The organism is Arcobacter sp. 15-2 (genome assembly GCF_047159865.1).
GTDB lineage: Bacteria > Campylobacterota > Campylobacteria > Campylobacterales > Arcobacteraceae > JAIOSF01.
Genome location: NZ_AP038804.1, coordinates 1,740,123 through 1,766,026 on the forward strand (window position 1 = coordinate 1,740,123; position 25,904 = coordinate 1,766,026).

The window sequence follows — 25,904 nt, forward strand, 5'->3', positions numbered from 1 at the left end:
TTTATTTACTGTTTCTTTAAAAGATTACCATATTTATAATAAGCTGCACAAGCTCCCTCACTACTTACCATGCAACTTCCAATAGGTGTGGTAGGTTTACACGCTGTTCCAAATATAGTACATTCTGGTGGACTTGCAATCCCTCTTAAAATATCACCACAAATACAAAGCTTATGATCTTCTATCTCTTCTATTGGTAAAATATCTTTATAGATAATTTCTGCATCATAATTAGCATACTCCTCTTTTAATCGTAAACCACTTTTAGGAATATTTCCTAAACCTCTCCATTTAAAAAGGTCTGTTTTTTCAAAATATTTCTCGATTAGCTCTTGTGCTTTAATGTTGCCATCATAACTAACAAGTCGATTGTACTCCACTTCTAACTCACACCTGTTTTCAATAAACTGTTTTACTATCATAGATATAGCCTGCATCACATCAACTGGCTCAAATCCAGCAACCACAACTGGACGATTATAATCTCTTGGGAACTCTTCATATATTTTACTACCACTTATAACACTCACATGTGATGGACCTAAAAAAGCATCTATTTGATTGTTGTAACTATCTACATGAATATCTCTACTATCGATTAACTCTTTCATCACCTCTGGGACTGTCACATGATTTATATGTAAAAAGATATTTTGTATATCTTGTTTTATAAGAGTATTTACAAGAGCTGCTGTCATAGGTGTAGTTGTTTCAAAACCAATAGCAAAAAATATCACTTTTTTAGTAGGATTTTCTTTTGATATTTTTATACAATCCATTGGAGAGTATACAAAGCGTACATCAGCACCCTTAGCTCTTGCATCTTGTAAGCTACCATTTGATCCTGGTACTTTTATCATATCTCCAAGAGTTACAAGTATCACATCTTCTTGCATACTTAATACATACGCATGATCTATTCTCTCTTTTGGCATGATACATACAGGACAACCCGGACCATGGATAAAGTTCACATTTTGAGGCATGAGTTGAGGAATACCATACTTCATAATAGTATGAGTGTGACCACCACAAACTTCCATGATGTTTATAGGTTTTTCTAATTTTTCTGCATCTAAAGCAATCATTTTAGCGTATGCTTTTATTGTATCTGCATCTCTAAAATCATCATAAAGATTTTTAAGTTCTAATTCCATTATGCACCTTTAGTAGGAGATTCATTATCCTCGAGGATAGCTTTCTGGCGTTCCTCTTCATCCATGAGACTTATTATCTCTTTATATGTATCTAAAGAAGCCATCGCATCCTCTTCATCTATTTTATTCATAACAAATCCAATATGAAGCAAAACATAATCTCCTATTTTTACATCACCATCTTCCATCAAATCCAATGCAGCTTCCCTTGATACACCCATAGTATCTACTGTAGCCATATTTGTTTCTTTGTCTATTTTAGTTACTTTTGAAGGGATTGATAAACACATTATCTTAATCCCATTTTGAACTGAATCCAGTTTGCTACTTTTTTAAGTGACTCTTCGTCGCTGACACTCACTTCTAAAATATCTACATTTGGTTTGAGTTTTCTAGCCGTTGCTTTTTCGGCTTCGATATCGTAATCAAAATGCGGAAGTAGATCTGTTTTTGTAAATAAAATCAAATCTGCAGCCCTAAACATCACAGGATATTTAGCTATTTTATCTTCACCTTCAGGAATGGAAACAAGTACTATATTTAAGTGACTTCCAACATCATACGATGCTGGACACACTAGGTTTCCTACATTTTCTACAAAACATACATCGATTTTTTCTAAGTCCATATGGTGTAATGCTTTATGCACCATAAAAGCATCAAGATGACAGGCACTTCCCGTTTGGATTTGGTGAGCATCTATCCCTTTTGCTTTTAATCTATCAGCATCTCTTGAAGTCTCTAAGTCACCCTCAACTACAGAAAATTTAAAATCAGCTACATCTGATAGATGTTCTAACAATGTTGTTTTTCCACTACCTGGGCTAGACATAAGATTTATAGATAAAACATTGTTATTATTAAAATGTGCTCTATTATGTTCTGCTTCGTGGTCATTTTTATCTAGAATTTTAGTGATGATATCTATTGTTTTTTTATCATTAAGTTGAGGATTATCATGAAGGTGTTGGTGTGCACCTTGATGTTCACTACTTGTTCCATGAGAATGGTTATGATTATGTTCCTCTTTATGTGAGTGAGTTGACTCTACTCCTCTTATACTACATCCGCAATCTTTACACATATTTTTTTCCTTTTTTTAATTTAATTTATTTTCTATTTTATTTATCATCAACATCTAATCTCGTCAAACTTTGATTTTCTAATTTATAAATTGTTGGAGTTAAACTATCTATAAAACTTTTATGATGAGATACAATTATCATAGATTTTTTTATCGAGTTCAGTATCTTTACAATTTTATTTTCAGACTCTTCATCTAAGGCATTTGTAGGCTCATCCAAAAGTAACATTTTTGGCTCTAGTATCAAAAGTCCCGCTAATGCTACAATTTTTTGCTCGCCACCACTTAGATCAAATATTACTCTATCTTTGAGATGTGATATATGTAGTTTTTCAAGTATCTTTTCTGCTTTTTCTAAAGCTTGCTCTTCATTCTCACCTCTTGCTCTTAAAGAAAATATCACATCTTCTATAACTATTGGACATAAAAAATGATTTGATACATCTTGAGGAAGATATGCTATATGATTTCTATATTTATTAAAAGCTTTTAAACTTTCTATTTTATTGTGAAATATTTCAAGATACCCTTCACTAGGTTCTATTAGCCCAGCTATAATTTTTAAAAGTGTACTTTTGCCACTCCCATTTGATCCGATAATCGCTATTTTTTCTTCATGACCTAAATTTAAATCGATACTTTTAAAAAGCTCTTTTTTATCACTGACATAAGATATTTTTCTTAGATTAATAGAACAACTCATATAAAACCTTTCCTAAAAGTAACACTAGTGAAATAGATAGAATTTTTTGCATACTTCCAATAGTTGAAGTACTCAAAAAATATATCTTATTCTCAAAACCACGAGAAACCATACTGTATCTCATATCTTCTGATTTTTTGAGTGCTTTTACAAATATCATCCCAAAAATATTTCCATATGTTTGGTATGTAAAAAGGGATGTACTACTTTTGAAACCTCTTGATTTGAGTGTATTTTTTGTCTCTTTAAAATCTTTTGTTAAAAAATTTATAAGTGTAAGAGAGAAGTAAAATACACTTACAACTTTTGCTGGAAAACCTACTGCATCAAGACCTCTTACTATGTCGTAACCTTTTGATTTATGAAAAAGTGTTATATTAAAAAGAAGTATTAAATTTGTTCTTATAAATAAAACTATAGCTTCATCTATATTTTGAAATGATACAAAGAGCACAAGCACAACTATAAAAAAGTTTACCAATATAAGCTTTTTAAAGATAACTACTAAATATTCTCTTTCAAAATATAAAGCGATTAAAACTGGAAGTAAAAATATAAATTCTAAAGTTGAAAATGCTACTAAAAATGAGTAGAAAAATGAGTTTAAAAGTATGAGTGATTCTTTTTTATTCATCGCTTAAACCTTTTTAATAAAAAGAAAAATACAAAAAGTATAAAAAGTCCTAAAACTATTTTTTCATATTCTGAAGCTTTCTCTTTCTCTTTATGCACTTGGATATCCTCTTCTTTTAGAGTTCCTACAACAATATTTTCTTTTGCGATATGCCCACCAGTAGCATCTATAGTTACTTCGATATTTTGATACTTTGCTTTGTAGTTATATTTTCCATTAGTATCTAAAGTATCTTTTAGGATGATATTATCATTATTTTTGATAATGAGTTTACAGTTTTTACATGGCTTTCCATTTGCAAAGTATGAATATATATTTATAGTATCATTTTCATTTGAAATAAAGAGATTTACCTTATGTGCAAATAATGAACATACAAATAAAGTAATCAAAACTAAACTTTTCAAACTAAACCTTTAAAACTTTAGGATATACTTTTTTTATAAACAGAAGTAAAAACATACTTACTATTCCCTCTATAACCATAGTTATAATATTCACAGAAAAGACTGAAAATGCGACATAGTTATATTCCTCTTTTGAGAAATACAAAATAGCAGTAAGAAATAGGGTGGCAAAAAATGTACCCATAAATCCAACTATAAAAAACTTCACTTTATCATTTAAATTTTGTATAAAACTAGTGTGATATAAATAACTTACAAAAACAGCAGGCATCGCCATGATAAATAGATTTACCCCGATACTAACTACCCCTCCATATCCTAAAAGAAAAGCTTGTAAAACCAAGGCTGCAAAAATAGCTACAAAACTACTCCAAGATATCAAAATACCAATTACCCCTAAAAGTATTAGATGTATCTGTGTCACTCCAAATGGAATATGAATAAAAGAAGCTATAAAAAACATAGCACTAGCAACACCTGTTAGAGATATATCTTCATTTTTGAGCTCTTTAACTGCTTTTATCATTGCAACTAAAGCAATAGCAGATACTACAACTGTTATTTCAAGTCCAAGTACCCCATCAGCTATATGCATATTAGTAAGCCTTTACCCACATCAATGCACCATTTTCTATTGGATAGTTTTTACCTTTGTGTTTCAACTCACCCTCTTCAATAAGTGCAGCAAATCCCCACCAACCTTTGTGGTTCATAGTAAAAGAAAACACACCATTAGCATCTGTTTTTACTACTTGTGTGATATGTGCATCACTTGGAGCTTTTAAACCATACTCATTATATAATTCAACTTCAACTTCTACATTTGAAGCAGGTTTACCATTATGTAATACTTTACCTTGAAATAAATTTCCAGCATACAGTCCAAATGGTTTGATCATAGGGATAATCTCATATTTTAATCCCAAAGGTTCATCCCAACCATCTTCAAGTCCAAACGACGAAATAATAACTTTTGGAACATGTGAAATAAACTTCTCTTCTGCTGGCTCAAAATATGGCACAGGCTGTACGAAAAATTTGTAAACACCTGGCATATTTATCGTATAGTTACTTTCCCATGCTTTATGTTCAAACTTTGTAGTCTTTTTTAAAGAGAGTTCTGTTTTTTTACTATTGAGATAAACTTCAGGTTTTTCCATTGTCATACCTGTTTGTTCAAAGGGATGGATGAAAGAGATATCCAATTTTATGTTAGATTCTTTTTTATTTGTTACATTATCTGTACTTGGTAAAAATGTTAAAAAATGGGCTTGTACAAATATCGAAGCACCTATTAATAGAGAAGTAATTTTATTCATAATGAATGACCTTTCACTTTATATAGTTGTATTTTTACGCAATTTTATAAAAACAATATTAATTACTCTATTTCTTATATATTTTTGGGACTAATTGTGTTAAACTTATATATGAATTGCCCATATTGTAACCATAATATCAGCTATACATTAAATACGACACAAAAAAAATGTGCCAAATGTCTTCGTAAATTTAGTGAAAAAAAGATTTTGTTTGAACAAAAAATCATCAATCTATTTTGTGAAAACAATACAGCCAACCAATGTGTACAAAATCACAATCTAAACTATGTCACCGTGAAAAAGAAATATGAGAGATATCGACAACTCATTGCTTCCTATTTAGAGGAACTATACCATAATAAAGAGGTTCTTGAATATGACGAATATATCTACCTAGAAAAAAGTAAAAAAAAAGTAAAAAAAAATATTTTTGATGCGATAAACTTTATGACATTTAATTATGAAGATAAAGTCTACAATTTACTTATGCCAAATCTACACCGATACAAAAATCAGTTTTTAGATGATGGGATAGAGGAGAGTTATTTTAAGGAGTTCTCAAAATTTATGATGATGAATAAAATATCAAAAATACAAAAAAGAGAAAATATCATCACGAGTTTTTGGATATTTTTTGAAGAATCAATTGTAAAATATAAAGGGATAAATAAGGAAAACTTTTTTTACTATTTAAAAGAGATTGAATTTAAATTTAATTATTCTGTAAAAGAGCAAGAAAAAATTTTATTTAAAATGGCAGGTTATAAATGATGCAGAAAGTAGTATATTTGTCCAAGAGATATCCCGCTATCATTTAAAGGTACTTTTTGTGAAATATGGTGTGTAATTTGTTTTTCCAATAAGGTTTTTGTTGTCTTTTTTAAAAGAGTTTTATTTTGAAAAACACCCCCAGATAAAATCACTTCTTTATTTTCTCGTAATGATATATCTATAATAATATTATGAAGAGTGTTTATAAACTGAGTTACAATAGTTTTACTATAAAAATCATACTCTATAAAAATCATTCCATCTGTTATCTCATACTCAAAAGAGTCACTGTCATTAAAATAATTTTTTTCACATAATAATCCAGCTTCACCTTCATAGCTTTGAATTTGTAAAAGTCCAGCTAAACTTGCAATACCATCAAATATTCTTCCAACAGAACTACTCAATGGTGCATTTAAGTTTTTCATATAACTGTTATGTAGCATTTTTATTTCGTAATCTTTAAATGAGTTTACAGTATCAATATCAAGAGCTAATACCTCATCTAAAGTATACTTTTCAAATAACATAGAAAGGGCAACACGCCTTGGCTCTTTTATCGCTTTTACACCACCTAAAAGTTTTATAGGTTTAAAGTGATATTTTCTTTCATCATTTACAAAAATTTCACCACCCCATAAAGTTTTGTCTTCCCCATATCCAGTTCCATCAAAACTAAAACCTACATACTCTTTATTTTCAAGTGTAAATTCTGCTTTTGTAGCATAGATATGTGCTAAGTGATGTTGTACTTCTATAAGCTGAATATTTTGTTGTTTTGCCCATTTTGTTGTTTCATAATTTGGATGTTTGTCATGTACTATAATATCTGGCTCAAAATCATAAAAGTTTTTAAAAGTTTCAACTGTTCTTTTAAAATACTCAAAAGCCACTATCGAATCCAAATCCCCTATATAAGGACTAACTATAATGGTATCATCAAAAGCAATAGAGATAGTATTTTTAGCATTTGCTCCAACGGCTAAAATCTTTTTGTCTATTTTCTTTTTGAGTTTTATTACTGTAGGAGTATATCCACGACCTGCTCTTAAGAGTTGTATCTTATTATCTATAACTTGAACAACACTATCATCAACAGCATTGATAATTTCACGACTAAAATCTACTATATAATCAATAAAAGGTAACTTTGAAACTATCTCTTCTTTTGAAGTGATAATGGGTTCACCACTTAAATTTGCACTTGTAGCAACTATTGGATTTTGTAACGATTCAAAAAGTAAATGATGTAAAGGTGTATATGGTAAAAAACATCCTACTCTATCTATCTTTGGTGCTATTAATTCACTCAACATCCTATCGCTATTTTTAATTTTTTTACATACAACTACAGGAGCCTCTTTAGAGATAAGAATCTCTTGCTCTTTTTGATTTAGTTTTACTATTCTTTTTATCTGATTTAGATCTTTACACATAATAGCAAATGGCTTAAAAGGACGATGTTTATATTCTCGTAATTTCTGGATTGCTTGAGTATTTGAAGCATCACATACTATATGAAATCCACCAATACCTTTGATTGCAAGAATTTTTCCATTTTTTATAAACTGCGCTGTTTGTGTGTATATCTCTTTTGGATTATCTGAAATAAGATGGTTTTTATTATTGAGTGTGAGTATAGGTCCACAATCATTACAAGAGATTGGTTGGGCATGGTATCTTCTATTAAGAGGATCTTGATACTCCTCTTCGCAACTTTTACACATCTGAAAATCATTCATAGAGGTATTTACTCTGTCATACGGAATAGTTTTAATAATACTATATCTTGGTCCACAATTTGTACAGTTTATTGCAAAGTAGTTTTTGTATTTTCCATCTTTTTTGATATCTTCTAAACACTCATCACATACTTTAACATCAGGAGATACTATTGTAGTTTTACTACTATCATTTTTAGTTTCTATTATTTCAAAAATTTTAGTATTTCTTATTTCTATCTGATTCTTTAAAAGAGTGTCTATTTTAGCAAGAGGAGGAAGTCTATCATAGATGAGTTTATCAAAGTTATCGATACTATTTGAAGTACCTTCAACCTCTATAGTTACACCCGTAGAGTCATTAAATACAAAACCATATAAGTTTAGCTCTAATGCAAGTTTATATATAAAAGGACGAAAACCGACACCTTGAACGGTGCCAGTTATTGTGTAGTGATATCTAAGCATATAACCTCATTTACTATTTAGTGTATAGTACTAAATTTCTAATTAGTTATAAATTTATATTAATCATCAAACGCAATATCTTTTGAGAAGAATGGATTTGATAATTGGAATTTACTCAAAATTCTACTATATATGATACTATTTTCAAACATATCACCCATCATCACAAAGTTATCTATTTTGAACTTTTTCTTTAGTTGGTTAAGTGTTGATATAGTCATATCTCCATACGCTTCAAAAATAGAGTAAGCTAAATAATGAGTATCTACGTCTGCTAGTTTAAAACTAATTACAGAACCTAAAAGTGAACTATAATCAAAACCATCATCATTAAAATTCATATCAATTTTAAGACCACCATTTCCATGGAACTCTAAAGCTTTATCACTTAAACTCTCAAAATTTTTCACATCTAAATCTAATAATACACATAACGTTCCGTAAACGTCATAATCATTTGATTTTAGATCTTCATATTTGTGAGGAAACTTAGCTGCATAGTTTTTGATAAGTTTATTTCGTATTGGGTCATTTAACATTTGAAGTAATACTTCTTTTAAATTAAATTCTTCAAAATTAATCACTTTTTTATTCGCTACTTCATTTAGTACTGTAAATGAAATTCCATTTTTAACACTTAAGTTCGCACCTATTGCATTTTTTGTATTTGGTGTTTCTTGAACAATATTTAAAAATCTATTTAATACTTTGTCTTCATTAAGATTTTCTAATTTTTTTGAAAATTTACTATCTCTTACTATAGAAATATTTTTTTGAACTACGACCACTTTTGATGGATTTAAGTCATTAAAAAAGATATATGAAAGTTCACTATCTTTTGCATTAATAGCAGCTAATGTACTTTTCATATTATATGTTGATTTTATATTGATAAACTTTTTACCAGTAAGTTCTTTTAACTCTTCATCTTTAATAGTTACTTTGATAGTTGGTTTTTCTATAGAAAATAAAGCTTGATGCTCATCTTTTGTGATGATAAAAAGGTCAGATATTTTCGTAGGATCTACAACTAAAAGTGTTGAACCTTCACTAAAGTTCGGTGTAAAAGTATTATAATCAGGAGTATTATCTATAGGTGAATTACTATAATGATTACAAAGCAAAGCATCATTTAAATAGTCTTGACTACTTGGGTCTTGGAGACTTTCTAGACATCTTGCACATAATGAGATATCATAATTAGTAGATACTATTTTACTTCTATTTATAGAGATATTCTCTTGTGTTGTTTTAATCTCACCTAAAAATAATGAATGTGGTAAATAAGTCGATGTTAATTCACCAAAAGTAGCAAGTGCTTTTTCATCTGTTTCATCTATTGTTAAAACTATCTCATTTTTATTTTGAGATACACTTCCATTTAAAGATGATTCGTCTAACATATTTTGTAAAAAACCTACAAAATATTTATTTTCGCTGTTATATTGTATCTTTTGTACTATTGCCATTTTATTGTTCGCCTTCAAATCTTTGTGCAGTTGGATTAGAGTAACTATCAATAATAGTATCTAATGTAACCTCTGTTTCATTTTTAGTATATTTTATTCCTGCTTTATCTAACTCTCCTAGTCCAGCATTTACTAAATTAAAAAAGTTATCTCTCATTTTTTGTGTAAGACCAACAACAACTGTTTCAATATCTTCAGGTACAATACCCACAATATTAACTTCAGCCATAGTTTCAAGTAGTGAACAAATTTCAAGCATCTCGATAATCTCTACTTCATGTGCAGTTTGTTTATAACTACCAAGACCAAGTAACTCTTCAGATGGTAGGTTATAAATAGAACCAACCTCATCATCCATCGTAATCGTATCTAAAATAATCACTTTATCATACTCTTGATAATACACCATAAGTTGAAATCCTAAAACTCCACCATCTACCATTGTTACATCGTTATTGTCAAATGTATAATTCTCTTCTATATATTTTGCAGCAAAAACACCTACACCCTCATCTTGGTATATTACCGTTCCAGCTCCGACTATTGCAGTTTTCAATATAGTTCCTTTAAATAATTTAAATGAATGAACATTGTTATTCACTCATTCAAAATATCTATGTGCAAAAAAGGAAATTAATCCTTTTTTACATATTTTGATCCACCAACAACAATAGAGACATCCGCTTCTTTCCAGAATACTGTTCTCCATATTTGGTAATAGATATGAAACATAACCCATGCAAGTATATAATACATAGATTCGTGATGTGCCATTCGTACATCTACATTTGTTCCACCAGTTACGATGAGTGTCCAATCAGTAATAAGATGTAACATTGTAGGCCACCATTCTCCTATAGAGCTTAACCCTGAAGCTAATCCATGTACATATAACTGTAATCCAGTTAAAAGCATCCATGCTAATAACAGATGAAATACTGTAAAAAATACAATATTAAAACTATCAGAATGTGAACTATCAAATTTCTTTCTTCTATTTAATGTGATTAGATTTAATAAAACTTCAAAAAATTCTTTGATATTTGAACCATTTGGAATAAGTTTTTTATACGGTTTTTCAAATCGTGAGAAGAAATATAAATACCCAACAACAACACTACTTACATCAAAAATAATAGCAGCAATAAAATGCACCCATCTATTCCAAGCCATTACATACTTATCAACAGCTGGATCTGCTATAAAACTTTGGTAATAAGGATGACCGATATAAAGACCAGTTACCACAGCAGCTACCATACAAATGGCAACCACCCAGTGGTTGATTCTCATCGCTGCTGTCATCCTTTCAATTTTTTTATAACTCATAATGTGTCCTTTCTTTTAAACAGCACAAGATGTATTTACTTTAAAACTACTAAGCTCTCTACCTTTTGTATCTACGATATGTACAGCACAAGCGATACAAGGATCAAAAGAGTGAACTGTTCTTAAAATCTCTAGAGGTTGCTCAGGATCTGCTACTTTAGTACCAAGTAGAGATGACTCATAAGCACCTAATCTTCCTTTATAATCTCTAGGTGCTGCATTCCATGTTGAAGGAACTACAGCTTGGTAGTTTTCTATCTTACCATCTTTGATAACAACCCAGTGTCCTAAACCACCTCTTGGAGCTTCAGCCATACCGAAACCTTTTGCATCTTTTGAAACTGCATCAAAATCAAATTCAGTCCATGTACTTAAATCACCATTTGCAACATTTGCAGCTAACTCATCAACCCAATCCATCATAACATCACCCATAAGTTCTGTTTCGATTGCACGAGCTGCTGTTCTACCTACTGTTGAGAAAATAACACTTGCTGGTGCAGCTTTTCCTAAACCTAATGTTTTACCAAGTTTTCCTAAGAATTTTGTTGCATATTTAGTGATTCTTTCATCTCCACCTGCAATACCTACAGCAATTCTTGCTAATGGACCTACTTCCATTCTTGTATCATCATATAATGGTGACTTAATCCAAGAATATTTCTCTTCTGTTTTTAAGTAAGAGTATCCATCTGCTTTCTTTTCAAGTCCAGTATATTTAGGAATTGTTTCACCTTCATAAGGATGTAAACCTTTATCCTCTTTCCCTTCGTACCAAGCATGAGAAACATCTTCTGTGATTTTTGTTTGGTCTAAAGGATATAATTTACTTAAATCTCCATTTAAAACTACACCTTTAGGAAATAATAGTTCAGAATTATAAAAACCATTGTCATTTAATCTAAAATCACCATACGACATATAATTTTTAAGTCCAGCACCAGTACCATCTAAAGCTTCATCAGCATATACAGTACCAGCCATAAGAACATCTACTAAATAAGCATTTTTTATAAAGTTATTTGTTTTATTTAAAAGAGATTTAAACTGCGCTATTCTTGCAGGATTTTTAATATCTTGAACACAAGTAACACCACCAACAACAAGTGATTGTGGATGTGGCATTTTACCACCAAAAATTGCCATCATTTTTGACATATCTCTTTGCATATCAAGAGCTTGTAAGTAATGAGCAACTGCAATTAAGTTTTGTTCAGGAGATAATTTGTAATGTTTATTCCCCCAGTAAGCATTTGAGAAAATTCCTAGTCTTCCTTGTTTTACAAACTTTCCAACTCTTTCTTGAATAGTTCGTAGATCTCCCTCACCTGCACCATGTGGTGTATCAGTCCATTTTAAAGCTTCAGCAGCTGCTAGTTTTGGGTCTGCTTTAAGTGCACTAGTAATATCTACCCAGTCAAGAGCATGTAAATGATAGAAATGCACAACATGATCATGAAGATATAAAGCACCTTGAATTAAGTTTCTTACTAATCTTGCATTTTTAGGAATATCAACATTAAAAGCATGTTCAACTGCTTCGATACTTCTTTGGTAATGTGTACCAGTACAAACACCACAAATTCTCATAGCTAAAAGCCCAGCATCTCTAGGATCTCTACCTTTTAAAATAGTTTCAATCCCTCTAAACATAGTAGAACTTGCAAATGCATCAGTAATTACATTATTCTCATCTATAACTGCTTCTATTCTTAAGTGACCTTCAATTCTTGTGATTGGATCAACTATAATATGTTTTTTACTCATTTCTTTTCCTCTTTTCTTACATATATGCTCATACATCGCATAAACACTTCAGTTCCATACTTAAAAAAGTGAAACTATTCACTTTTTCTTAACAGTCTTCACCTTTTTTTCCAGCTGCTATACTTGCTGCTGCATGAATTCCTATACCTATACCAGCTGCTGTTAATAATCCTAAACCAAATTCATCTACAGTTTTTTCTACTCCACCTGTTGGTGCTTTGAAATGTGTATCTGCCATTGGTCGCTCTTGTGCAAACTTATCCCAAAATTGTGGCTCTGAACACCCAATACATCCATGTCCTGCACCAATTGGCCAGTTTGTTCCACTATTGTATTTTACAATTGAACAGTTATTAAATGTCATAGGACCTTTACAACCCATTTTATATAAACAGAAATTGTTTTCAGCACCTTTATCACCCCATTCTTCAACGAATTCACCAGCATCAAAATGTGCTCTTCTTTCACAGTTATCGTGGATTCGGTAACCAAATGCAAATTTTGGTCTATTTAAATGGTCTAGTTCTGGTACTTGACCTGTTAATACAAAATGTAAAATAGTACCAGTGATATTTGCAGGATTAGCAGGACAAGCAGGGATATTAATAATAGGTTTATTTTTAATAATATCTTGAACACCAACAGCATTTGTAGGATTTGGAGCAGCTGCTGGAACACCACCAAATGTAGCACAAGTACCAACAGCAACTACTGCTGCTGAATCTTTTGCAACTCTTATTAAATGTTCTTTAAAAGTTTCAGCGTGAGCCCCAATAGTTCCATACATACCGTTCATTCCTAAAGGAATAGAACCCTCAACTACACATAAATACTTCCCTTTAAATGTATGCATCGCTTCTTCAAGATGTTCGTCAGCAGCATGACCTGCTGCTGCCATTAGAGTTTCATTAAACTCTAAAGAGATAGTTTCTAAAATAAGTTCATCTATTGTAGGAGCATCACTTCTTAAAATAGCTTCTGAGTTACCTGCACAATCTTGGAGTTCAAGCCAGATTACTGGTACTCTATTCATAAGTTCAGCTGCATTAGCTACAAGTGGAGTAAATGTAGGAGGAAGCATAAGCATCGCACAGGCTGCACTTGCCCATTTCATAAAATCTCTTCTTGTTAAACCCTCAGAATCTAAAACACCATCTATTGATATCTTATTTGCTACAGGAGTATTTTCTAATTCGGTTAGTCTAGTAGTCATCTCACTTTTTAGTTTATCATAATAAGCATCACCACGATTCGTATTGACTTTTGAACCTTTAGCAGTAAACATCGTTGCTAAGGCTTCTCTTCTATCTGTCATAAGTAGTCCTTTTTAATTTTATTATTCATTAAAGTAAATGAATAGTCATTCATTGAACTAATATTAAGAAATTTCCTCTTTATAACATCTTAAATAGATATTTTATTATAAGGTAAAATTATTTTTACCCTTAGTGTTAATTTATAAAAAAGATAAGTAAAAGTTATTTGATTAGTGAGTAGTACAAACAGAACATACATCAAATGATTTGAAAACAATTTCTGCTATTTTTTCATCTTGTAAGCCAATCATTGCATGTTGTGAAATACCTTGGTTTTCTCGTGTACCATTGGAAAGATTCCATTGTGTTGGAGTTATAATTTCGTATTTTTTTATGATTCCATTTTCTATATCTACTTTATGAATTAAAGATCCTCTTGCAGCTTCAACTGCTGAATTTCCTGTTGAAGTTATTTTTGAAATATCTATTTTTGGTTTTATATATGATGGTTCATCTAAATTTATTTGTTTAATTAACTCTTGAGAGTGTTTTAATAATTGCGGGATTTCTAGTACTCGTGCTACTATTCTACTCACTATACTGTCATCATATTTATTATGAGAATCTTTTATTAAAGGTGTTTTCTTAATAATTGTACGACTTAGCGGTCCTACTTCAAAATACTTATCCTTAAAAGTAACATTTTTAGCGTATGAATTTTTACTCGAAAACTCTTTTACCTCATCAAGAGAGATATTTGTGAATCTTCTTGTTTTAAGAGATTTTCCTTTTGTAAAATAACTATTTTCTCCAAAAGCAATAAATCTATCATAGCTTTTTCCTAAATGTTCCCAACTATTTTTAATGATATCGTCCAAAATCTGTGATAAGTCACCTTTTTGATTAAAAAGTTTATCTATATTTGTACACTCCAATATATCTTCATTTATATCAATAATGTTATTCTCAAAAAACTTTTGTGTTTCTCTTATATATTGTGATACTTTCATTACATCCATATTTGTTATATCACAAACAACTCCTCCAGGAAGGGCATATGAATTATGTGGATACTGACCAGCAATCACGGCTATGGCTTTACTCATAATTTGAGAAGGTAGTGCAGCTTTTAAAACTGCTTGTTTATAACCAAATAGTGGCAATACTGTAAAATAAAACCACTTAAAATGATTTTGAATCAGTTCAAAGTTAAGAGTTAGTTCTCGGATGATTTTAGCTTTATCAGATATCTCTATGCTTTCATAACAATCTTCTATAGCTTCAACAGTAGCAATTAGATGTGCATGTCCACAAATACCACATACACGAGGATTTATCACCAAGGCATCAAGTACATTTTTACCCTCAAGTATTTTTTCTATACTTCTTGTTTGTAAAAATTCTATCTCCACAAAATCTATCTTTTTATTTTTGAAACTAAAGTGAAGTTTTGCTTCACCTTCTATTTTTTCTATTAATTTAATTTTATTCATCATCTCTCCAAATAGAATTTTCTTTCCAGTTTTGTATAAATCCCATGCTTTCAAGTTTTACTTTTGGGTATTTGTTTATCAAATTTTTGATTTTTGTTTTAAACTCTATTTCATCTTCACCAATACAAGTCAATAAATACTCTATTACACTCAATGCAAAAAATACTTTGTTTTTACTCTTTTTTATATCTTCAAAAGCTGCAAAATCTTTTGGTACTTCAAAACTCACTCCTAAAGTTCTATTCCAAAGCCTACTATGATGAGCACAAATATTTCTAACACTTGACAAAGCATGAAACCATTTATAAAAAACTAGTTTATTTATACCTTTTATATTTTGTATAACTTGGTTTTGTTCTTCCTCTTTTAATATCATAAAAAACTTTGATAAACTCCCAAAAGAGATAATTTCAACTACACTCCAAATAGGTAAGTCTACAGAGTTGTATTTCTTCTTAAAGTGTTTTATAAAAAACTCTTTTGAACGAGTTTTTTCCTTTAAAATATCTTTTTGGAGTTCATCATATTTATCTGCTTTATTTTCTCTAAAATTTTGCAGCTGTAAATATCCAAAAGCATCATATTTTAGAGAGTGAAAATAAGCGATTTGAGTTCTAAAATATATTTCTATACTTTCTACTGCTTCAAAGATTATCTTTCTTAATTCTGTATCAAAATAATATGCAGATAAAATATCTTCAAAAGTAGTATCTGGTAAAAATATATTCTTATTTTCACTATTTTTTGGATACTGAAAAGGTAAAAAATAAGCACTTAGTCTATAATAGTTTATATGTTGTAGTTTTGATAATACAAAAGAATCATTTGATATGATAAGTTTTCGTTGTTTTAATATATTTAATTGTTCATCGAAAGTTTTATGTTTTTTTTGATATAAGTTTTTTTGATTTTTTATATTTTGTAGTTTGTTTTTGAAGTCTATCATAAAGAAAACCCTCTCTTTGGCACATTATGAAGAGGTGGAGGGGGTGTGTTAGAAAAATTATAACTAAGATTTTCTTTAAAATTAGTTAAATAACAGTTAGTACATAGTATTAGACTGTTAGTTTTATTTGTATAACGGTTATTATTTAGCATACTAAACTCTAATCTCTTCAATCATAAGTTTTGGCAAAAGTGGATTTCTTTGTTATTGTCTATTAATTTAATCATCAAATATATCTTTCTCTAATCGATTTATAGTAAATGCTTTCGTTACTCCAGCTAATGTAAGATATGTTCTTTTTGCAACACCAAGTGGAAGGTTTGCAGGGATTCCCATATTTTTTTTGGTTTCATAAAGATTTGCTTTTGGAAAGTCTGGCTCAGTACATCCCATACATGGTTGTCCTGCTCTTGTTTTTGAGTTAACCTCATTCCATAAAATTTTATTGCAACTTCCATGAGTAAATGGTGCTTGACAACCATGGTCGTAAAACATACATCCTTCTTTTTTTCCAAACTGATGATTGTCAACTTTATATTCGAAATATTCATTTCTTGTACAACCATTATGTATGGTATATGCAAAATACTCTTTTGGTCTTAAATATTCATCAAGTTTTAAACTTATCTCATTTTTGATTGAATATAAAGTATTTACTAATAGTTCTGGGTGAATAGGGCAACCAGAGATACTAACCGATTTATTTTTTAATGTATGAAATCTTTTTACTTCCTTTTTCTCATCAAAATGTAACCCAGTGACATGTTCGTATTCACTTTGCCTAAATATTCCACCAAAAGTTGAACATGTACCTACAGTGATTATCTTTGAAACAACCTTTGCATAGTTAAAAATAATATCATCAAGTTTTTTATCTGCTTTTAAAATTTCAGGAGAAAGAGATCCTTCTATGAGTAACACATCACAAGAGATAGTTTCATTTACAATCTGTTTTAATGAATACTGTGAATCTATAATAGGATGATAGATAAATTCAAAATCATCTAAAAATTGTTGTAAATATGGGTAGTTTAAAAAGGAGTGTGTATTTCCATTACAAGCTAAACCTGTAATCCACAACACTTTCACTTTTTGTTTCATTATTTTTATACACTCAATGCTTTATATATGTTGAACGAAATATCATCTATATATTCATCTAGATTTTTAGGTAATATATTTTCACCTTTTAAAAAAACCATTCCACCAAGATATCCCATAAAAAGTCCAAAAGCACTAAAAAAATCTTGATCTCTTAAGTCTCCAGCACTTACACCCTCTTCAAAATAGATCATAATTTCAGTTACAAACTCATTTACACAAATCATCCCCTCACAACCATCTGTAAATATTTCTCTATTTGACAAATAAATTCTTAGAAAATAATCGATCATTTCAGGATGTGCTATTGCAATAGTAAAGTACATCTCAACTATTTTTCTTGTTTTTTCTTCTGTATTTAGATTTTGTTCATTGATAGTTTTTAGCTTTTTTCCTAAGTAAATAGATATAAATCGTATAATCTCTTTTGCTAAAATATCTTTTGATTTAAAATAATTATACATATTCCCAACACTCATTTTTAAAGCATTTGCAATATCTGGAATAGTAGTGTTATAAAAACCTTTTTTTGAAAAAAGTTCTAGTGAACATTGTATGATTTGTTCTTTTTTTCGTTGCTTTTTTTCTGACAAGTCATTTCCTTTGATAATAACGCAGATTATACAATAATAATATTGTATTAATATAATCGATAATCAATTTTTAAAGAAAGATTTTTATTGGAAGTTAAAATACCTTTTGGAGGTGTTAACGGAAAGCTGTTTTTTACAGCATCTGAAATAGACTTTTTAAATACACTTTTTCCCTCTATAATATGAAAAGATAAGAGTTTCCCCTCTTTAGAAATAGTAAATTGAATCTCAACTATCCCTTCTATACCTCTTTTTACTGCTACTCTTGGATAAGATTTGTTTTTGTTGATTGCTTCTTTTATACTTGAATAGTATTTTTGTTGCATCATCTTTTTTTGATGGCTATTTTCTAAATGTTTTTTGTTGTTTACTACTGTAGATTTGTTTTTTTTAATTTGTTTTTTTACTATAGTTTCACTTTTTTTGTGAATGACTTTTTTCACCTGTTTTTCTTTTTTTATGGTCTGTTTTTTAACAATTTTTCTAATAATCTCTTTTTTCTTTTTTACAATGGGTTTGATTTTTTTAGTAGTTTTTTCTTTTTTTACTACTTTTTTTATAATTGGTTTTGGTTTTTTTTCTACCATTTTTTGTGCAGGTTTTGGGGCAGATTCTTGTATGATTGTAAATTTGACAAGCTCTTCACTTTTTGTTTGTTTATTTTGTAGTGGAGCATTATTTTCAAATGAGTATAAAAATGATACAAATATGCCTACATACAAAATAGATGCAATAGAAAACGACTTTATGTATCTATTCATATTTTGTCACTATGTTTAAATTTGTAAAGTTTTTTTCTTTTAAGATATCTACTAGATAAATAAACTCACTAAATTTTAGATTTTTATCGCAGTTAAGTTTTATAGCTGTATTTGATTTATATTTTAAAAGATTTTTTTCTATATCTTGTTTTGAAATTTTAGTCTTATTAAAAAATATATTTTGATTTTCTTTTATAGTGATTGTCAAAGTGTCATTTTTTGTAAGCTTTGAAGAACTTTTTGCTGTACTTAAATCTACGGGAATCATCCCTTGCGCAACAAAAGTTGCTGTAGTAAGTACAATGACTAAAAGTACTAACATAATATCTATAAAAGGGACAACATTTATTGAATCAAATTTCTTAATTTGCATATTATCTCTTTTTTTCTACTTCCCATAAAGCAACCAAGACTTCAATTTTTCTTGTTAAATGATTATAAAATATCATAGAAGGAATCGCAACAATCAGTCCCATTGCTGTTGCTTTTAGTGCAAGAGCAAGTGAACTCATAATCATCTTTACATCAATATTTTCACTTATACCCATTGTATAAAATGTAAGAATAATACCAAAAACCGTACCTAATAGACCTATATATGGAGCATTTGAAGCATTTGAAGATATGATTGTTATATGTTTTGTGATCTCTATTTCTAAAAGTTCTTTGTCTTTGTAGTTTGAAAGTTTTAGATCTTTAAAAAAAAGTAACCTTTCAATATAAAACCAAATTGATAAAAAACTCATAAATATAAGAATACCTATAATTCCATAATCTACAATGTTTTGAAGTAACTCTATATTCATTTATTAACATCCAATTAAATTAATTTGATATATTATATCCATCAGATGTTAATGAAGTGTTAAATTTTATTTATGTGTTGCTTTATGTTGGTGATGTGATGTGTGTTTTTTTACTCCATAAGTTTTAAATACATAACCAGTATAAATTTTTTGACCAAGATAAAATAGGATTAAAGAAGATGCAAATATAAAAGCAAATGTTTTTCTTATTTTTGAGGTATTAAATTGTTGCAACCTTTTAAAAAGAATTAAAAAAGCCCATAATGATGCGATGTAAGGTATGATTTGTAAAAACATTAACCACTTGTCACCTCTATTTGATAGGTTTTCTACATTAGAAGTTTCAAGTCCAAATCCATAAATAAATCCATTTACAATCTCAGCATAATTATGTGTACTAAATGCACTAATAAGGTGAGCTAGCCCACCTATAATAAACAATGGAGCAAAAGCATAACCTAGAGTATAAAATGTTTTTTCAAATGAAACATTTAAAAATTTGCTAGCGATAAACATTCCAATATAAACAATAATTATAGAAAATAATACAGCATAAATAAATGCAAATATACCTACACTATCAAGTGTACCGAAGGTGATATATTTTTCTGTAAATAAAGCTGTTTTTGACCAAATAAAATCATCTGCAATGGCAGTTCTATTTAATCCATGATGAAAGCCCATAGTGATACTGATAGCTGCTGTTATGAGAATAAATGACCAAACTTCAGCTTTTTGGTACTTGAATTTTTCAAATAATGTTTTAGATGGTTTTACAAAATTAAAAGCAACAGCATCACAAGCACTACTACAATCCATACATAAAGTGCAATCCTCCATAGAGTTTTTTTTGTTAAAAGTAAATGGTTTAAGATTATAACTACAGGCTTTTGCACATTCAAAAGTTCTACAATCTTTACAGTCTTCTTTGTATGTATTTAAAAAAGTTGGTGAAATTTTACCATATGATTTCAAAAGTGTTCCAATAGGACAAATATATTTACAATAGCTCATATCTTTATATAAATAGTACATAATAAAAGCTACAAGAGTAAGCACTGTAAATAACCATGCAGTAGCAAGTGGAACTCTCCAAAAACCTGGGGCTGCATAATATATAGCCCACCATCCAAAAAATAACAGTAAAATACCTAAAAATCTATTTTTTAAAAAGTTTGGCATATCTTTTTTTAGACCAAATTGAGTTATATATTTTCCTAAAAATCCATGTGGACAAATACCACAAAATATTCTTCCAAAACTAGTTAATGATACAACAATAAAAAATGACCAAAATAATCCCCAAAACAATTTTTTTGTGAAAATATTTTCACTTGTCGGTTCCTTAAATCCCATATATATGCCATAAATAAATAGTGCTAAAGTAAGAATTTGAATTGTTCTTATAAATATTTTGTTTTTAAATACAAAACCTAAAATAGGGATATTGTAAATATCCCAAAAAGCTTTTTTTTCTTTTTTTTCAATCATCATTATCCCTAAAATTTATATCTTAAACCTGCATAATATGCTCGTGATGGGGCAACTCTAATAGTAGCATCTTCCATGTTTTTGTTGTATCCAACTTGAATAAACTGATAATAATCTTTATCTAAAAGATTTTCTATTTTTCCAAATATCTCTAGTGAGTTATTTATTTTATATTGTGTTCTTAAATTTACAACTTCATATCCAGGTTGTTTATATTTATTATCTTCATCTGCAAAATAATTACTTTTTGCTATAAGTTCTGGAGATACAATAAGACCTTCTGCCAATTTAAAATCAAGCGTTAGATTTAAAGTATGTTTAGAGGTTCTAGGAATTATATTTCCACTTAAATCTATTGGGGGATTCCCTCCATCATTTGGGTTGATAGAATATTTTTTGAACTTTGCATCTAAATAGGTATAGGCAATAGAGAAAGAAACCATTTTAGAACGATCACTATTAAGTGCTAATTCAAAACCACGACTTCTCATATCTCCAAGGTTTCCAACTGATTTATCGGCATCATCATCAGATGACCACATATAACTTCCTGCTCGTATACCTATATAATCTTCTCTATCAAGTTGATATATAGATGCATCATATTGAAATGATGAAATATCTCCTGTAATTCCAATCTCTATGTTATTTGTAGTTTCTATATCTAAAGTTGTTTGAATATCAAGTGTTGGGTCTGCTTGGAGTTTATCTATATTCCCACTTATTTGTTGAGCTGTTGGTGCTCTAAAACCTGTTGCATAACTTGTGTAAATATTGTGATTGTTATTCAATTTATAATTCAACCCAACTCTATAGGTATTGGCGTTATAAGAGGGTGTAGTATTGAGCGTTTTGTCAAGATTATTTTTGTAATTATATTTGATATCATCGTGTCTAAAATTTATTGTTGAAGTTAAGTGATCTGTTAAGTGGTTTTGTAGTTCTAGATAAATAGCATTGATATCCTCTTCATTGTGCGAACTACCAACAATATCACCTTTTTTAACATTCGTAGCACTTGGACCATAACCATTTTTATAATTAGTTTGGGCATTAGATTTATTCTCTTGTTTGTTTCTAGCAATATTCACACCTGCCATAATTGCAACTTTATCAAATGATTTTCTATACTCACTTTTAAAAGTATTTTGAATCCATTCTTCATCAGACTTATTTCTATGACTCTCCTCTAAACCGTCATTATTAAGATCTATTGGTGAATAAAGATTAGTCGTGTCATCTTTATATCTTGAAAGATTTATCATAAGATTAGAAGTGTCATCTATATCGTCTGAGTAAGTAATAAATGTTTTTAATAATGTTGTATCATGATATCCAGAATATGACACCTCATTATTACTTGTAGGATTTGATTTCGCATTTGATTCTCCGTGGATACTTGTTCCGTCTCCTGTTTTTCTTTTTGTATAATCTGCACCAAATGTTATATCACTCGTTTCTGTAAGATAGTGTTGATATTTTCCATTAATTGATTTGTGTTTTAGATATGCATCATCCCAGTAACCATCAGTATCTCTGATTGTTCCTTGCAATTGGAAAGCTCCATTTTCAAAACTTTGATTTGTTCCAGCTAATAATCGTTTGAAACCAAAACTACCCATTTCTGCTTCTACTTTTGAGCTATTTATACCTTTAGCTCTTTTTGTAGTAATAATAATCGCACCTGAAATAGCATCGTTTCCATAGAGATAACTAGCACTACCTTTTATAACTTTTATAGAATCAATATTATCAAGGTCTAAATTTATTTTTCCCGATGTTTCTTGTACAGGTACACCATCGATAACAACAGCAACACCAGGATTTTCACCCATGTACATTTGATTATCTATACCTCTTATATGTATTTTAACTCTATCATTACCAACATTTGATGCTGTAATTCCAGGTATAGTATTTAATATATTTTCAATATTAGTGGGGTTTATTTTTTCAATATCAGCTGAGCTTATTATTGCACTACTTGAGGTTTTTGTTGTTAAGTTTTTGAATTTGTCATCAATAGTTGAAGATGATACACTTATAGTTCCTAGCGTATCATTTGCATAAATTTGATTAAGTGAATTGAGTAAAATACATGAGAGTAAAAACTTGTTTTTTGAAAGTTTCATTGATTTTCCTTAAAGATAAAATGTAATTTTTGAATTTTATCTTTAAGGTGTTAATTAAGTGTTAATAAGTAATTGTTATAATGATTTTTCTATTTTGATTAGCTCTACAACACCATCATACATATCTTGAACACATTGTACTTCTGTTACACCTAATCTTCTTTTATTTGAGATATCATAAACTCCACCAGTACTTTTTGAGTGTTCCCCATCTGTACCTCTTATTTGTAAGTGGTATTTATCTGTAATCTCTTTAAATCTATCCATATCTTCTGCTAACTTTGGTACAGCAATATGAACACTAGCTCTCATAGCAGTTCCTAAGTTTGTAGGACACGATGTGATATATCCTAAGTGTTTTGAAAATGAAAATGCCATAGTTTTTTCTAAATGTTTAATAGCATTGATAAGTCGTGTAAATACCTCTTTTATATCTCCACCTTTTTGCATAGATATAATTCGCAGTTGATCTTCTTCATTTACCCATACTAAAAATGTTTTATCAGTATTATGGAATATTCCTCTATTTTTTGGCCAGTTTCTATTTAATCCAGCAGTTTCTAAAAATCTGTCTCCCTCTTTAAATAAGAAGTGATCTTTGATTAAAGTATCTCTATCTTCATCACTTAAATCATCTAGTGAGTAGTATTGACCTTTAAACTCTCCATTTAAAGAGTTAAGAGCATCTGTTACAGTAGTTTGAATCTCTTTTCTTTGTGTATCAGAAATAGCAGGTCCTAATGGAAACTTATCTAAATTTCTACCAACTCTAATTCTTGTTGATACAATAAACTCATTATCTGGATCTGGATTTACAGCTTGTAAATCATCTGGATTTAAATTTGTTTGGTGTGTATCTTCTTTTGTAAAACCATGATATTCTTTTATAATAGGGTCAAAAAACTCGCCAAATGTTGTATAAGATTCTTTATCTCCTGCATATGCACCAATCCCGCTATCAGGGTTTTGTACACCAGAGTTAACAACATCCAAAATAGTAAAACCATTTTCTGTTTGTTTATCTTTTAAACTTTCAAAAACATCTTTTGTAAGATATTTTGCCATAAGCGATTTGTGTTCTTGAGTAAATTTTGGGTATTCCATATTTTTTCCTTATTTTAAGATTGTTTGATAACTGTTCCTATACCTTCACTTGTAAATACTTCTAATAATAATGAATGTTGAATTCTTCCATCAATGATATGTGCTTTTTCTACTCCACCATGAATAGCTTCTAAACAAGCATCAACTTTTGGAATCATACCGCCTGTAATCGTTTCATCCTTCTTGTATGCTTTGATTTCATCTTCAGTAAGAGTTGTTAATAAATTTTTATCTTTATCCATAACTCCTGCTATATCTGTCATAAATATTACTTTTCTAGCTTTTAATGAAGCTGCAATTTTACTAGCTGCAAGATCAGCATTGATATTAAATCCCGGATGATTTACTTCATTCCCAGATGCAATAGGGGCAATAACAGGGATAAATTTTTCTGTTAGCAGGTTTTCAACGACTTCATTATTTACATCTGTAATTTGTCCAACAAGTCCGTATCTTCCATTATCTTTTGGCTTGGCTATTAAAAAATCACCATCTTTTCCTGTAATACCAATAGCTTTTCCACCATGAACATTTAACAAAGTAGTTATCTCTTTATTGATGTTTCCAGCTAAAACCATCTCAACTACTTCCATAACTTGTTCATCTGTAACTCTCATCCCATCTACAAATTCACTTTGTATTTGCATCTTATCTAAGATTGAATTTATTTTATTTCCACCACCATGTACTATAACAGGTTTGATCCCTACCATATAAAGAAGTACAATATCTTGGGCAAATCTGTCTTTTAATTCTGGATTTATTTGTGCAGAACCACCATATTTTATAACAAAAATTTCATTTTTGAATTTTTTTATGTAAGGCAATGCATCAAGGAGTAGTTTTGCTTGTTCTATCTTTTTTTTCACTATTTTACCTTTTTAATAAGTTGTAAGTATTATAACAAAAATTACATTCTAGTAACAAATAAAATAACATTATTTAGTTATAATACGAAAAATATAACTTTACAAAAGGATGTAAATGAGAAAATTTAGAGCTTTTTTCTACAATAAATTTTATATAGAATTGATATTGGCAAGTGTTTTATTTGTGATAGCTATTGGTACAAATAGTATGATAAATATCATTATATATCTTTTATACTTTATAATTATGCTTGAAATTGTGCGTGCTGTAATGAGTTTTTTAAGAGAAAAAAGAGTGCAAATACGGATACTTATTGATGCTTTTATTATTTTGACATTACGAGAATTAATCGTTAATGTTGTTAAAATTAATGAGATCAAAATAGATAGTATAGAAACTCTTTTCGGAAGTACACCTAACTATCATATTTTAATATTTTCAGGAGTGTTACTGTTCTTATTTTTATTAAGATGGTTAGCTTTTGTTACTTCTCCTGATAAATACAACACAAAAAATTGA

At 29.5% G+C, this 25,904-nt stretch carries 27 protein-coding genes; 2 read left to right on the forward strand and 25 right to left on the reverse strand.

Annotation, left to right across the window (positions count from 1 at the left end; translation table 11 throughout):
• Positions 1–5 precede the first annotated feature (5 nt).
• From hypD to ACMCMH_RS09160, 8 genes are read right to left on the reverse strand one after another with little or no spacing between them, the layout of a single operon-like run.
• Positions 6–1,157, reverse strand: coding sequence for a hydrogenase formation protein HypD (gene hypD, locus ACMCMH_RS09125; RefSeq protein WP_412724805.1), 1,152 nt, complete (start codon positions 1,155–1,157; stop codon positions 6–8).
• On the reverse strand, positions 1,157–1,447 hold the full coding sequence (locus tag ACMCMH_RS09130; RefSeq protein WP_412724807.1) for a HypC/HybG/HupF family hydrogenase formation chaperone: 291 nt from the start codon (positions 1,445–1,447) through the stop codon (positions 1,157–1,159). The genes hypD and ACMCMH_RS09130 overlap by 1 nt, the downstream gene beginning before the upstream one ends.
• Positions 1,447–2,241: a hydrogenase nickel incorporation protein HypB gene (hypB, locus tag ACMCMH_RS09135; protein WP_412724809.1), complete on the reverse strand. Its 795-nt coding sequence runs from the start codon at positions 2,239–2,241 to the stop codon at positions 1,447–1,449. The genes ACMCMH_RS09130 and hypB overlap by 1 nt, the downstream gene beginning before the upstream one ends.
• 37 nt (positions 2,242–2,278) lie before the next feature.
• On the reverse strand, positions 2,279–2,944 hold the full coding sequence (locus tag ACMCMH_RS09140) for an energy-coupling factor ABC transporter ATP-binding protein (protein WP_412724811.1): 666 nt from the start codon (positions 2,942–2,944) through the stop codon (positions 2,279–2,281).
• Positions 2,928–3,578, reverse strand: a complete 651-nt coding sequence (locus ACMCMH_RS09145) for an energy-coupling factor transporter transmembrane component T family protein (RefSeq protein WP_412724813.1) — start codon at positions 3,576–3,578, stop codon at positions 2,928–2,930. The genes ACMCMH_RS09140 and ACMCMH_RS09145 overlap by 17 nt, the downstream gene beginning before the upstream one ends.
• Positions 3,575–3,985 carry a hypothetical protein gene (locus tag ACMCMH_RS09150; protein WP_412724815.1) on the reverse strand — a complete coding sequence of 137 codons (411 nt, stop codon included), beginning with the start codon at positions 3,983–3,985 and terminating at the stop codon, positions 3,575–3,577. The genes ACMCMH_RS09145 and ACMCMH_RS09150 overlap by 4 nt, the downstream gene beginning before the upstream one ends.
• Position 3,986: 1 nt before the next feature.
• Complete coding sequence (gene cbiM / locus ACMCMH_RS09155) at positions 3,987–4,580, reverse strand: cobalt transporter CbiM (RefSeq protein ID WP_412724817.1); 594 nt, start codon at positions 4,578–4,580, stop codon at positions 3,987–3,989.
• 1 nt (position 4,581) lies between these two features.
• Positions 4,582–5,304, reverse strand: a complete 723-nt coding sequence (locus tag ACMCMH_RS09160; RefSeq protein ID WP_412724819.1) for a DUF4198 domain-containing protein — start codon at positions 5,302–5,304, stop codon at positions 4,582–4,584.
• A gap of 96 nt (positions 5,305–5,400) precedes the next feature.
• Between ACMCMH_RS09160 and ACMCMH_RS09165 the strand changes: the two genes are divergently transcribed.
• Positions 5,401–6,078: a transposase gene (locus tag ACMCMH_RS09165; RefSeq protein ID WP_412724821.1), complete on the forward strand. Its 678-nt coding sequence runs from the start codon at positions 5,401–5,403 to the stop codon at positions 6,076–6,078.
• On the opposite strand, the gene hypF is transcribed toward ACMCMH_RS09165, so the two are convergent.
• From hypF to argB, 17 genes are all read right to left on the reverse strand, one after another.
• Positions 6,069–8,267: a carbamoyltransferase HypF gene (gene hypF, locus ACMCMH_RS09170; RefSeq protein WP_412724823.1), complete on the reverse strand. Its 2,199-nt coding sequence runs from the start codon at positions 8,265–8,267 to the stop codon at positions 6,069–6,071. The two genes, ACMCMH_RS09165 and hypF, sit on opposite strands and share 10 nt — an antisense overlap.
• Positions 8,268–8,326: 59 nt before the next feature.
• Positions 8,327–9,736, reverse strand: a complete 1,410-nt coding sequence (locus ACMCMH_RS09175; protein ID WP_412724825.1) for a hydrogenase — start codon at positions 9,734–9,736, stop codon at positions 8,327–8,329.
• A 1-nt stretch (position 9,737) separates the two neighbouring features.
• Positions 9,738–10,292, reverse strand: coding sequence for a HyaD/HybD family hydrogenase maturation endopeptidase (locus tag ACMCMH_RS09180; protein WP_412724827.1), 555 nt, complete (start codon positions 10,290–10,292; stop codon positions 9,738–9,740).
• A gap of 77 nt (positions 10,293–10,369) precedes the next feature.
• Complete coding sequence (locus ACMCMH_RS09185; RefSeq protein WP_412724829.1) at positions 10,370–11,065, reverse strand: cytochrome b/b6 domain-containing protein; 696 nt, start codon at positions 11,063–11,065, stop codon at positions 10,370–10,372.
• A 15-nt stretch (positions 11,066–11,080) separates the two neighbouring features.
• A complete protein-coding gene (locus ACMCMH_RS09190) occupies positions 11,081–12,832 on the reverse strand; it encodes a nickel-dependent hydrogenase large subunit (protein WP_412724831.1) in 1,752 nt (583 codons plus the stop codon).
• Between the two features lie 88 nt (positions 12,833–12,920).
• Positions 12,921–14,147: a hydrogenase small subunit gene (locus tag ACMCMH_RS09195; RefSeq protein WP_412724833.1), complete on the reverse strand. Its 1,227-nt coding sequence runs from the start codon at positions 14,145–14,147 to the stop codon at positions 12,921–12,923.
• A gap of 171 nt (positions 14,148–14,318) precedes the next feature.
• Complete coding sequence (locus tag ACMCMH_RS09200; RefSeq protein ID WP_412724835.1) at positions 14,319–15,581, reverse strand: nickel-dependent hydrogenase large subunit; 1,263 nt, start codon at positions 15,579–15,581, stop codon at positions 14,319–14,321.
• On the reverse strand, positions 15,574–16,527 hold the full coding sequence (locus tag ACMCMH_RS09205; protein WP_412724837.1) for an Abi family protein: 954 nt from the start codon (positions 16,525–16,527) through the stop codon (positions 15,574–15,576). The genes ACMCMH_RS09200 and ACMCMH_RS09205 overlap by 8 nt, the downstream gene beginning before the upstream one ends.
• 219 nt (positions 16,528–16,746) lie before the next feature.
• A complete protein-coding gene (locus ACMCMH_RS09210; RefSeq protein ID WP_412724839.1) occupies positions 16,747–17,628 on the reverse strand; it encodes a hydrogenase in 882 nt (293 codons plus the stop codon).
• Between the two features lie 5 nt (positions 17,629–17,633).
• Complete coding sequence (locus ACMCMH_RS09215) at positions 17,634–18,221, reverse strand: TetR/AcrR family transcriptional regulator (protein ID WP_412724841.1); 588 nt, start codon at positions 18,219–18,221, stop codon at positions 17,634–17,636.
• Between the two features lie 47 nt (positions 18,222–18,268).
• Positions 18,269–18,982, reverse strand: coding sequence for an energy transducer TonB (locus tag ACMCMH_RS09220; protein WP_412724843.1), 714 nt, complete (start codon positions 18,980–18,982; stop codon positions 18,269–18,271).
• Entirely contained in the window at positions 18,975–19,355 is a 381-nt protein-coding gene (locus ACMCMH_RS09225; RefSeq protein ID WP_412724845.1) for an ExbD/TolR family protein, read from the reverse strand. Before ACMCMH_RS09225 ends, ACMCMH_RS09220 begins: the two co-directional genes overlap by 8 nt.
• A gap of 1 nt (position 19,356) precedes the next feature.
• Positions 19,357–19,788, reverse strand: a complete 432-nt coding sequence (gene exbB, locus ACMCMH_RS09230) for a TonB-system energizer ExbB (RefSeq protein WP_412724847.1) — start codon at positions 19,786–19,788, stop codon at positions 19,357–19,359.
• Positions 19,789–19,854: 66 nt separating this feature from the next.
• Complete coding sequence (locus tag ACMCMH_RS09235) at positions 19,855–21,279, reverse strand: 4Fe-4S binding protein (RefSeq protein ID WP_412724849.1); 1,425 nt, start codon at positions 21,277–21,279, stop codon at positions 19,855–19,857.
• 8 nt (positions 21,280–21,287) lie between these two features.
• Entirely contained in the window at positions 21,288–23,411 is a 2,124-nt protein-coding gene (locus ACMCMH_RS09240) for a TonB-dependent receptor (protein ID WP_412724851.1), read from the reverse strand.
• Between the two features lie 75 nt (positions 23,412–23,486).
• Positions 23,487–24,515 (reverse strand): phosphagen kinase, encoded by a 1,029-nt coding sequence (locus tag ACMCMH_RS09245; RefSeq protein ID WP_412724853.1) that lies wholly within the window; start codon positions 24,513–24,515, stop codon positions 23,487–23,489.
• A gap of 14 nt (positions 24,516–24,529) precedes the next feature.
• A complete protein-coding gene (gene argB / locus ACMCMH_RS09250) occupies positions 24,530–25,384 on the reverse strand; it encodes an acetylglutamate kinase (protein WP_412724855.1) in 855 nt (284 codons plus the stop codon).
• 115 nt (positions 25,385–25,499) lie between these two features.
• Between argB and ACMCMH_RS09255 the strand changes: the two genes are divergently transcribed.
• Entirely contained in the window at positions 25,500–25,904 is a 405-nt protein-coding gene (locus ACMCMH_RS09255) for a hypothetical protein (protein WP_412724857.1), read from the forward strand.

Bases quoted from the DNA above. Each gene is read 5' to 3' on its own strand.
- hypD (WP_412724805.1), bottom strand. From the start codon at position 1,157: ATGGAATTAGAACTTAAAAATCTTTATGATGATTTTAGAGATGCAGAT.
- ACMCMH_RS09130 (WP_412724807.1), bottom strand. From the start codon at position 1,447: ATGTGTTTATCAATCCCTTCAAAAGTAACTAAAATAGACAAAGAAACA.
- hypB (WP_412724809.1), bottom strand. From the start codon at position 2,241: ATGTGTAAAGATTGCGGATGTAGTATAAGAGGAGTAGAGTCAACTCAC.
- ACMCMH_RS09140 (WP_412724811.1), bottom strand. From the start codon at position 2,944: ATGAGTTGTTCTATTAATCTAAGAAAAATATCTTATGTCAGTGATAAA.
- ACMCMH_RS09145 (WP_412724813.1), bottom strand. From the start codon at position 3,578: ATGAATAAAAAAGAATCACTCATACTTTTAAACTCATTTTTCTACTCA.
- cbiM (WP_412724817.1), bottom strand. From the start codon at position 4,580: ATGCATATAGCTGATGGGGTACTTGGACTTGAAATAACAGTTGTAGTA.
- ACMCMH_RS09160 (WP_412724819.1), bottom strand. From the start codon at position 5,304: ATGAATAAAATTACTTCTCTATTAATAGGTGCTTCGATATTTGTACAA.
- hypF (WP_412724823.1), bottom strand. From the start codon at position 8,267: ATGCTTAGATATCACTACACAATAACTGGCACCGTTCAAGGTGTCGGT.
- ACMCMH_RS09175 (WP_412724825.1), bottom strand. From the start codon at position 9,736: ATGGCAATAGTACAAAAGATACAATATAACAGCGAAAATAAATATTTT.
- ACMCMH_RS09185 (WP_412724829.1), bottom strand. From the start codon at position 11,065: ATGAGTTATAAAAAAATTGAAAGGATGACAGCAGCGATGAGAATCAAC.
- ACMCMH_RS09190 (WP_412724831.1), bottom strand. From the start codon at position 12,832: ATGAGTAAAAAACATATTATAGTTGATCCAATCACAAGAATTGAAGGT.
- ACMCMH_RS09195 (WP_412724833.1), bottom strand. From the start codon at position 14,147: ATGACAGATAGAAGAGAAGCCTTAGCAACGATGTTTACTGCTAAAGGT.
- ACMCMH_RS09200 (WP_412724835.1), bottom strand. From the start codon at position 15,581: ATGAATAAAATTAAATTAATAGAAAAAATAGAAGGTGAAGCAAAACTT.
- ACMCMH_RS09205 (WP_412724837.1), bottom strand. From the start codon at position 16,527: ATGATAGACTTCAAAAACAAACTACAAAATATAAAAAATCAAAAAAAC.
- ACMCMH_RS09210 (WP_412724839.1), bottom strand. From the start codon at position 17,628: ATGAAACAAAAAGTGAAAGTGTTGTGGATTACAGGTTTAGCTTGTAAT.
- ACMCMH_RS09220 (WP_412724843.1), bottom strand. From the start codon at position 18,982: ATGAATAGATACATAAAGTCGTTTTCTATTGCATCTATTTTGTATGTA.
- ACMCMH_RS09225 (WP_412724845.1), bottom strand. From the start codon at position 19,355: ATGCAAATTAAGAAATTTGATTCAATAAATGTTGTCCCTTTTATAGAT.
- exbB (WP_412724847.1), bottom strand. From the start codon at position 19,788: ATGAATATAGAGTTACTTCAAAACATTGTAGATTATGGAATTATAGGT.
- ACMCMH_RS09235 (WP_412724849.1), bottom strand. From the start codon at position 21,279: ATGATTGAAAAAAAAGAAAAAAAAGCTTTTTGGGATATTTACAATATC.
- ACMCMH_RS09240 (WP_412724851.1), bottom strand. From the start codon at position 23,411: ATGAAACTTTCAAAAAACAAGTTTTTACTCTCATGTATTTTACTCAAT.
- ACMCMH_RS09245 (WP_412724853.1), bottom strand. From the start codon at position 24,515: ATGGAATACCCAAAATTTACTCAAGAACACAAATCGCTTATGGCAAAA.
- ACMCMH_RS09255 (WP_412724857.1), top strand. From the start codon at position 25,500: ATGAGAAAATTTAGAGCTTTTTTCTACAATAAATTTTATATAGAATTG.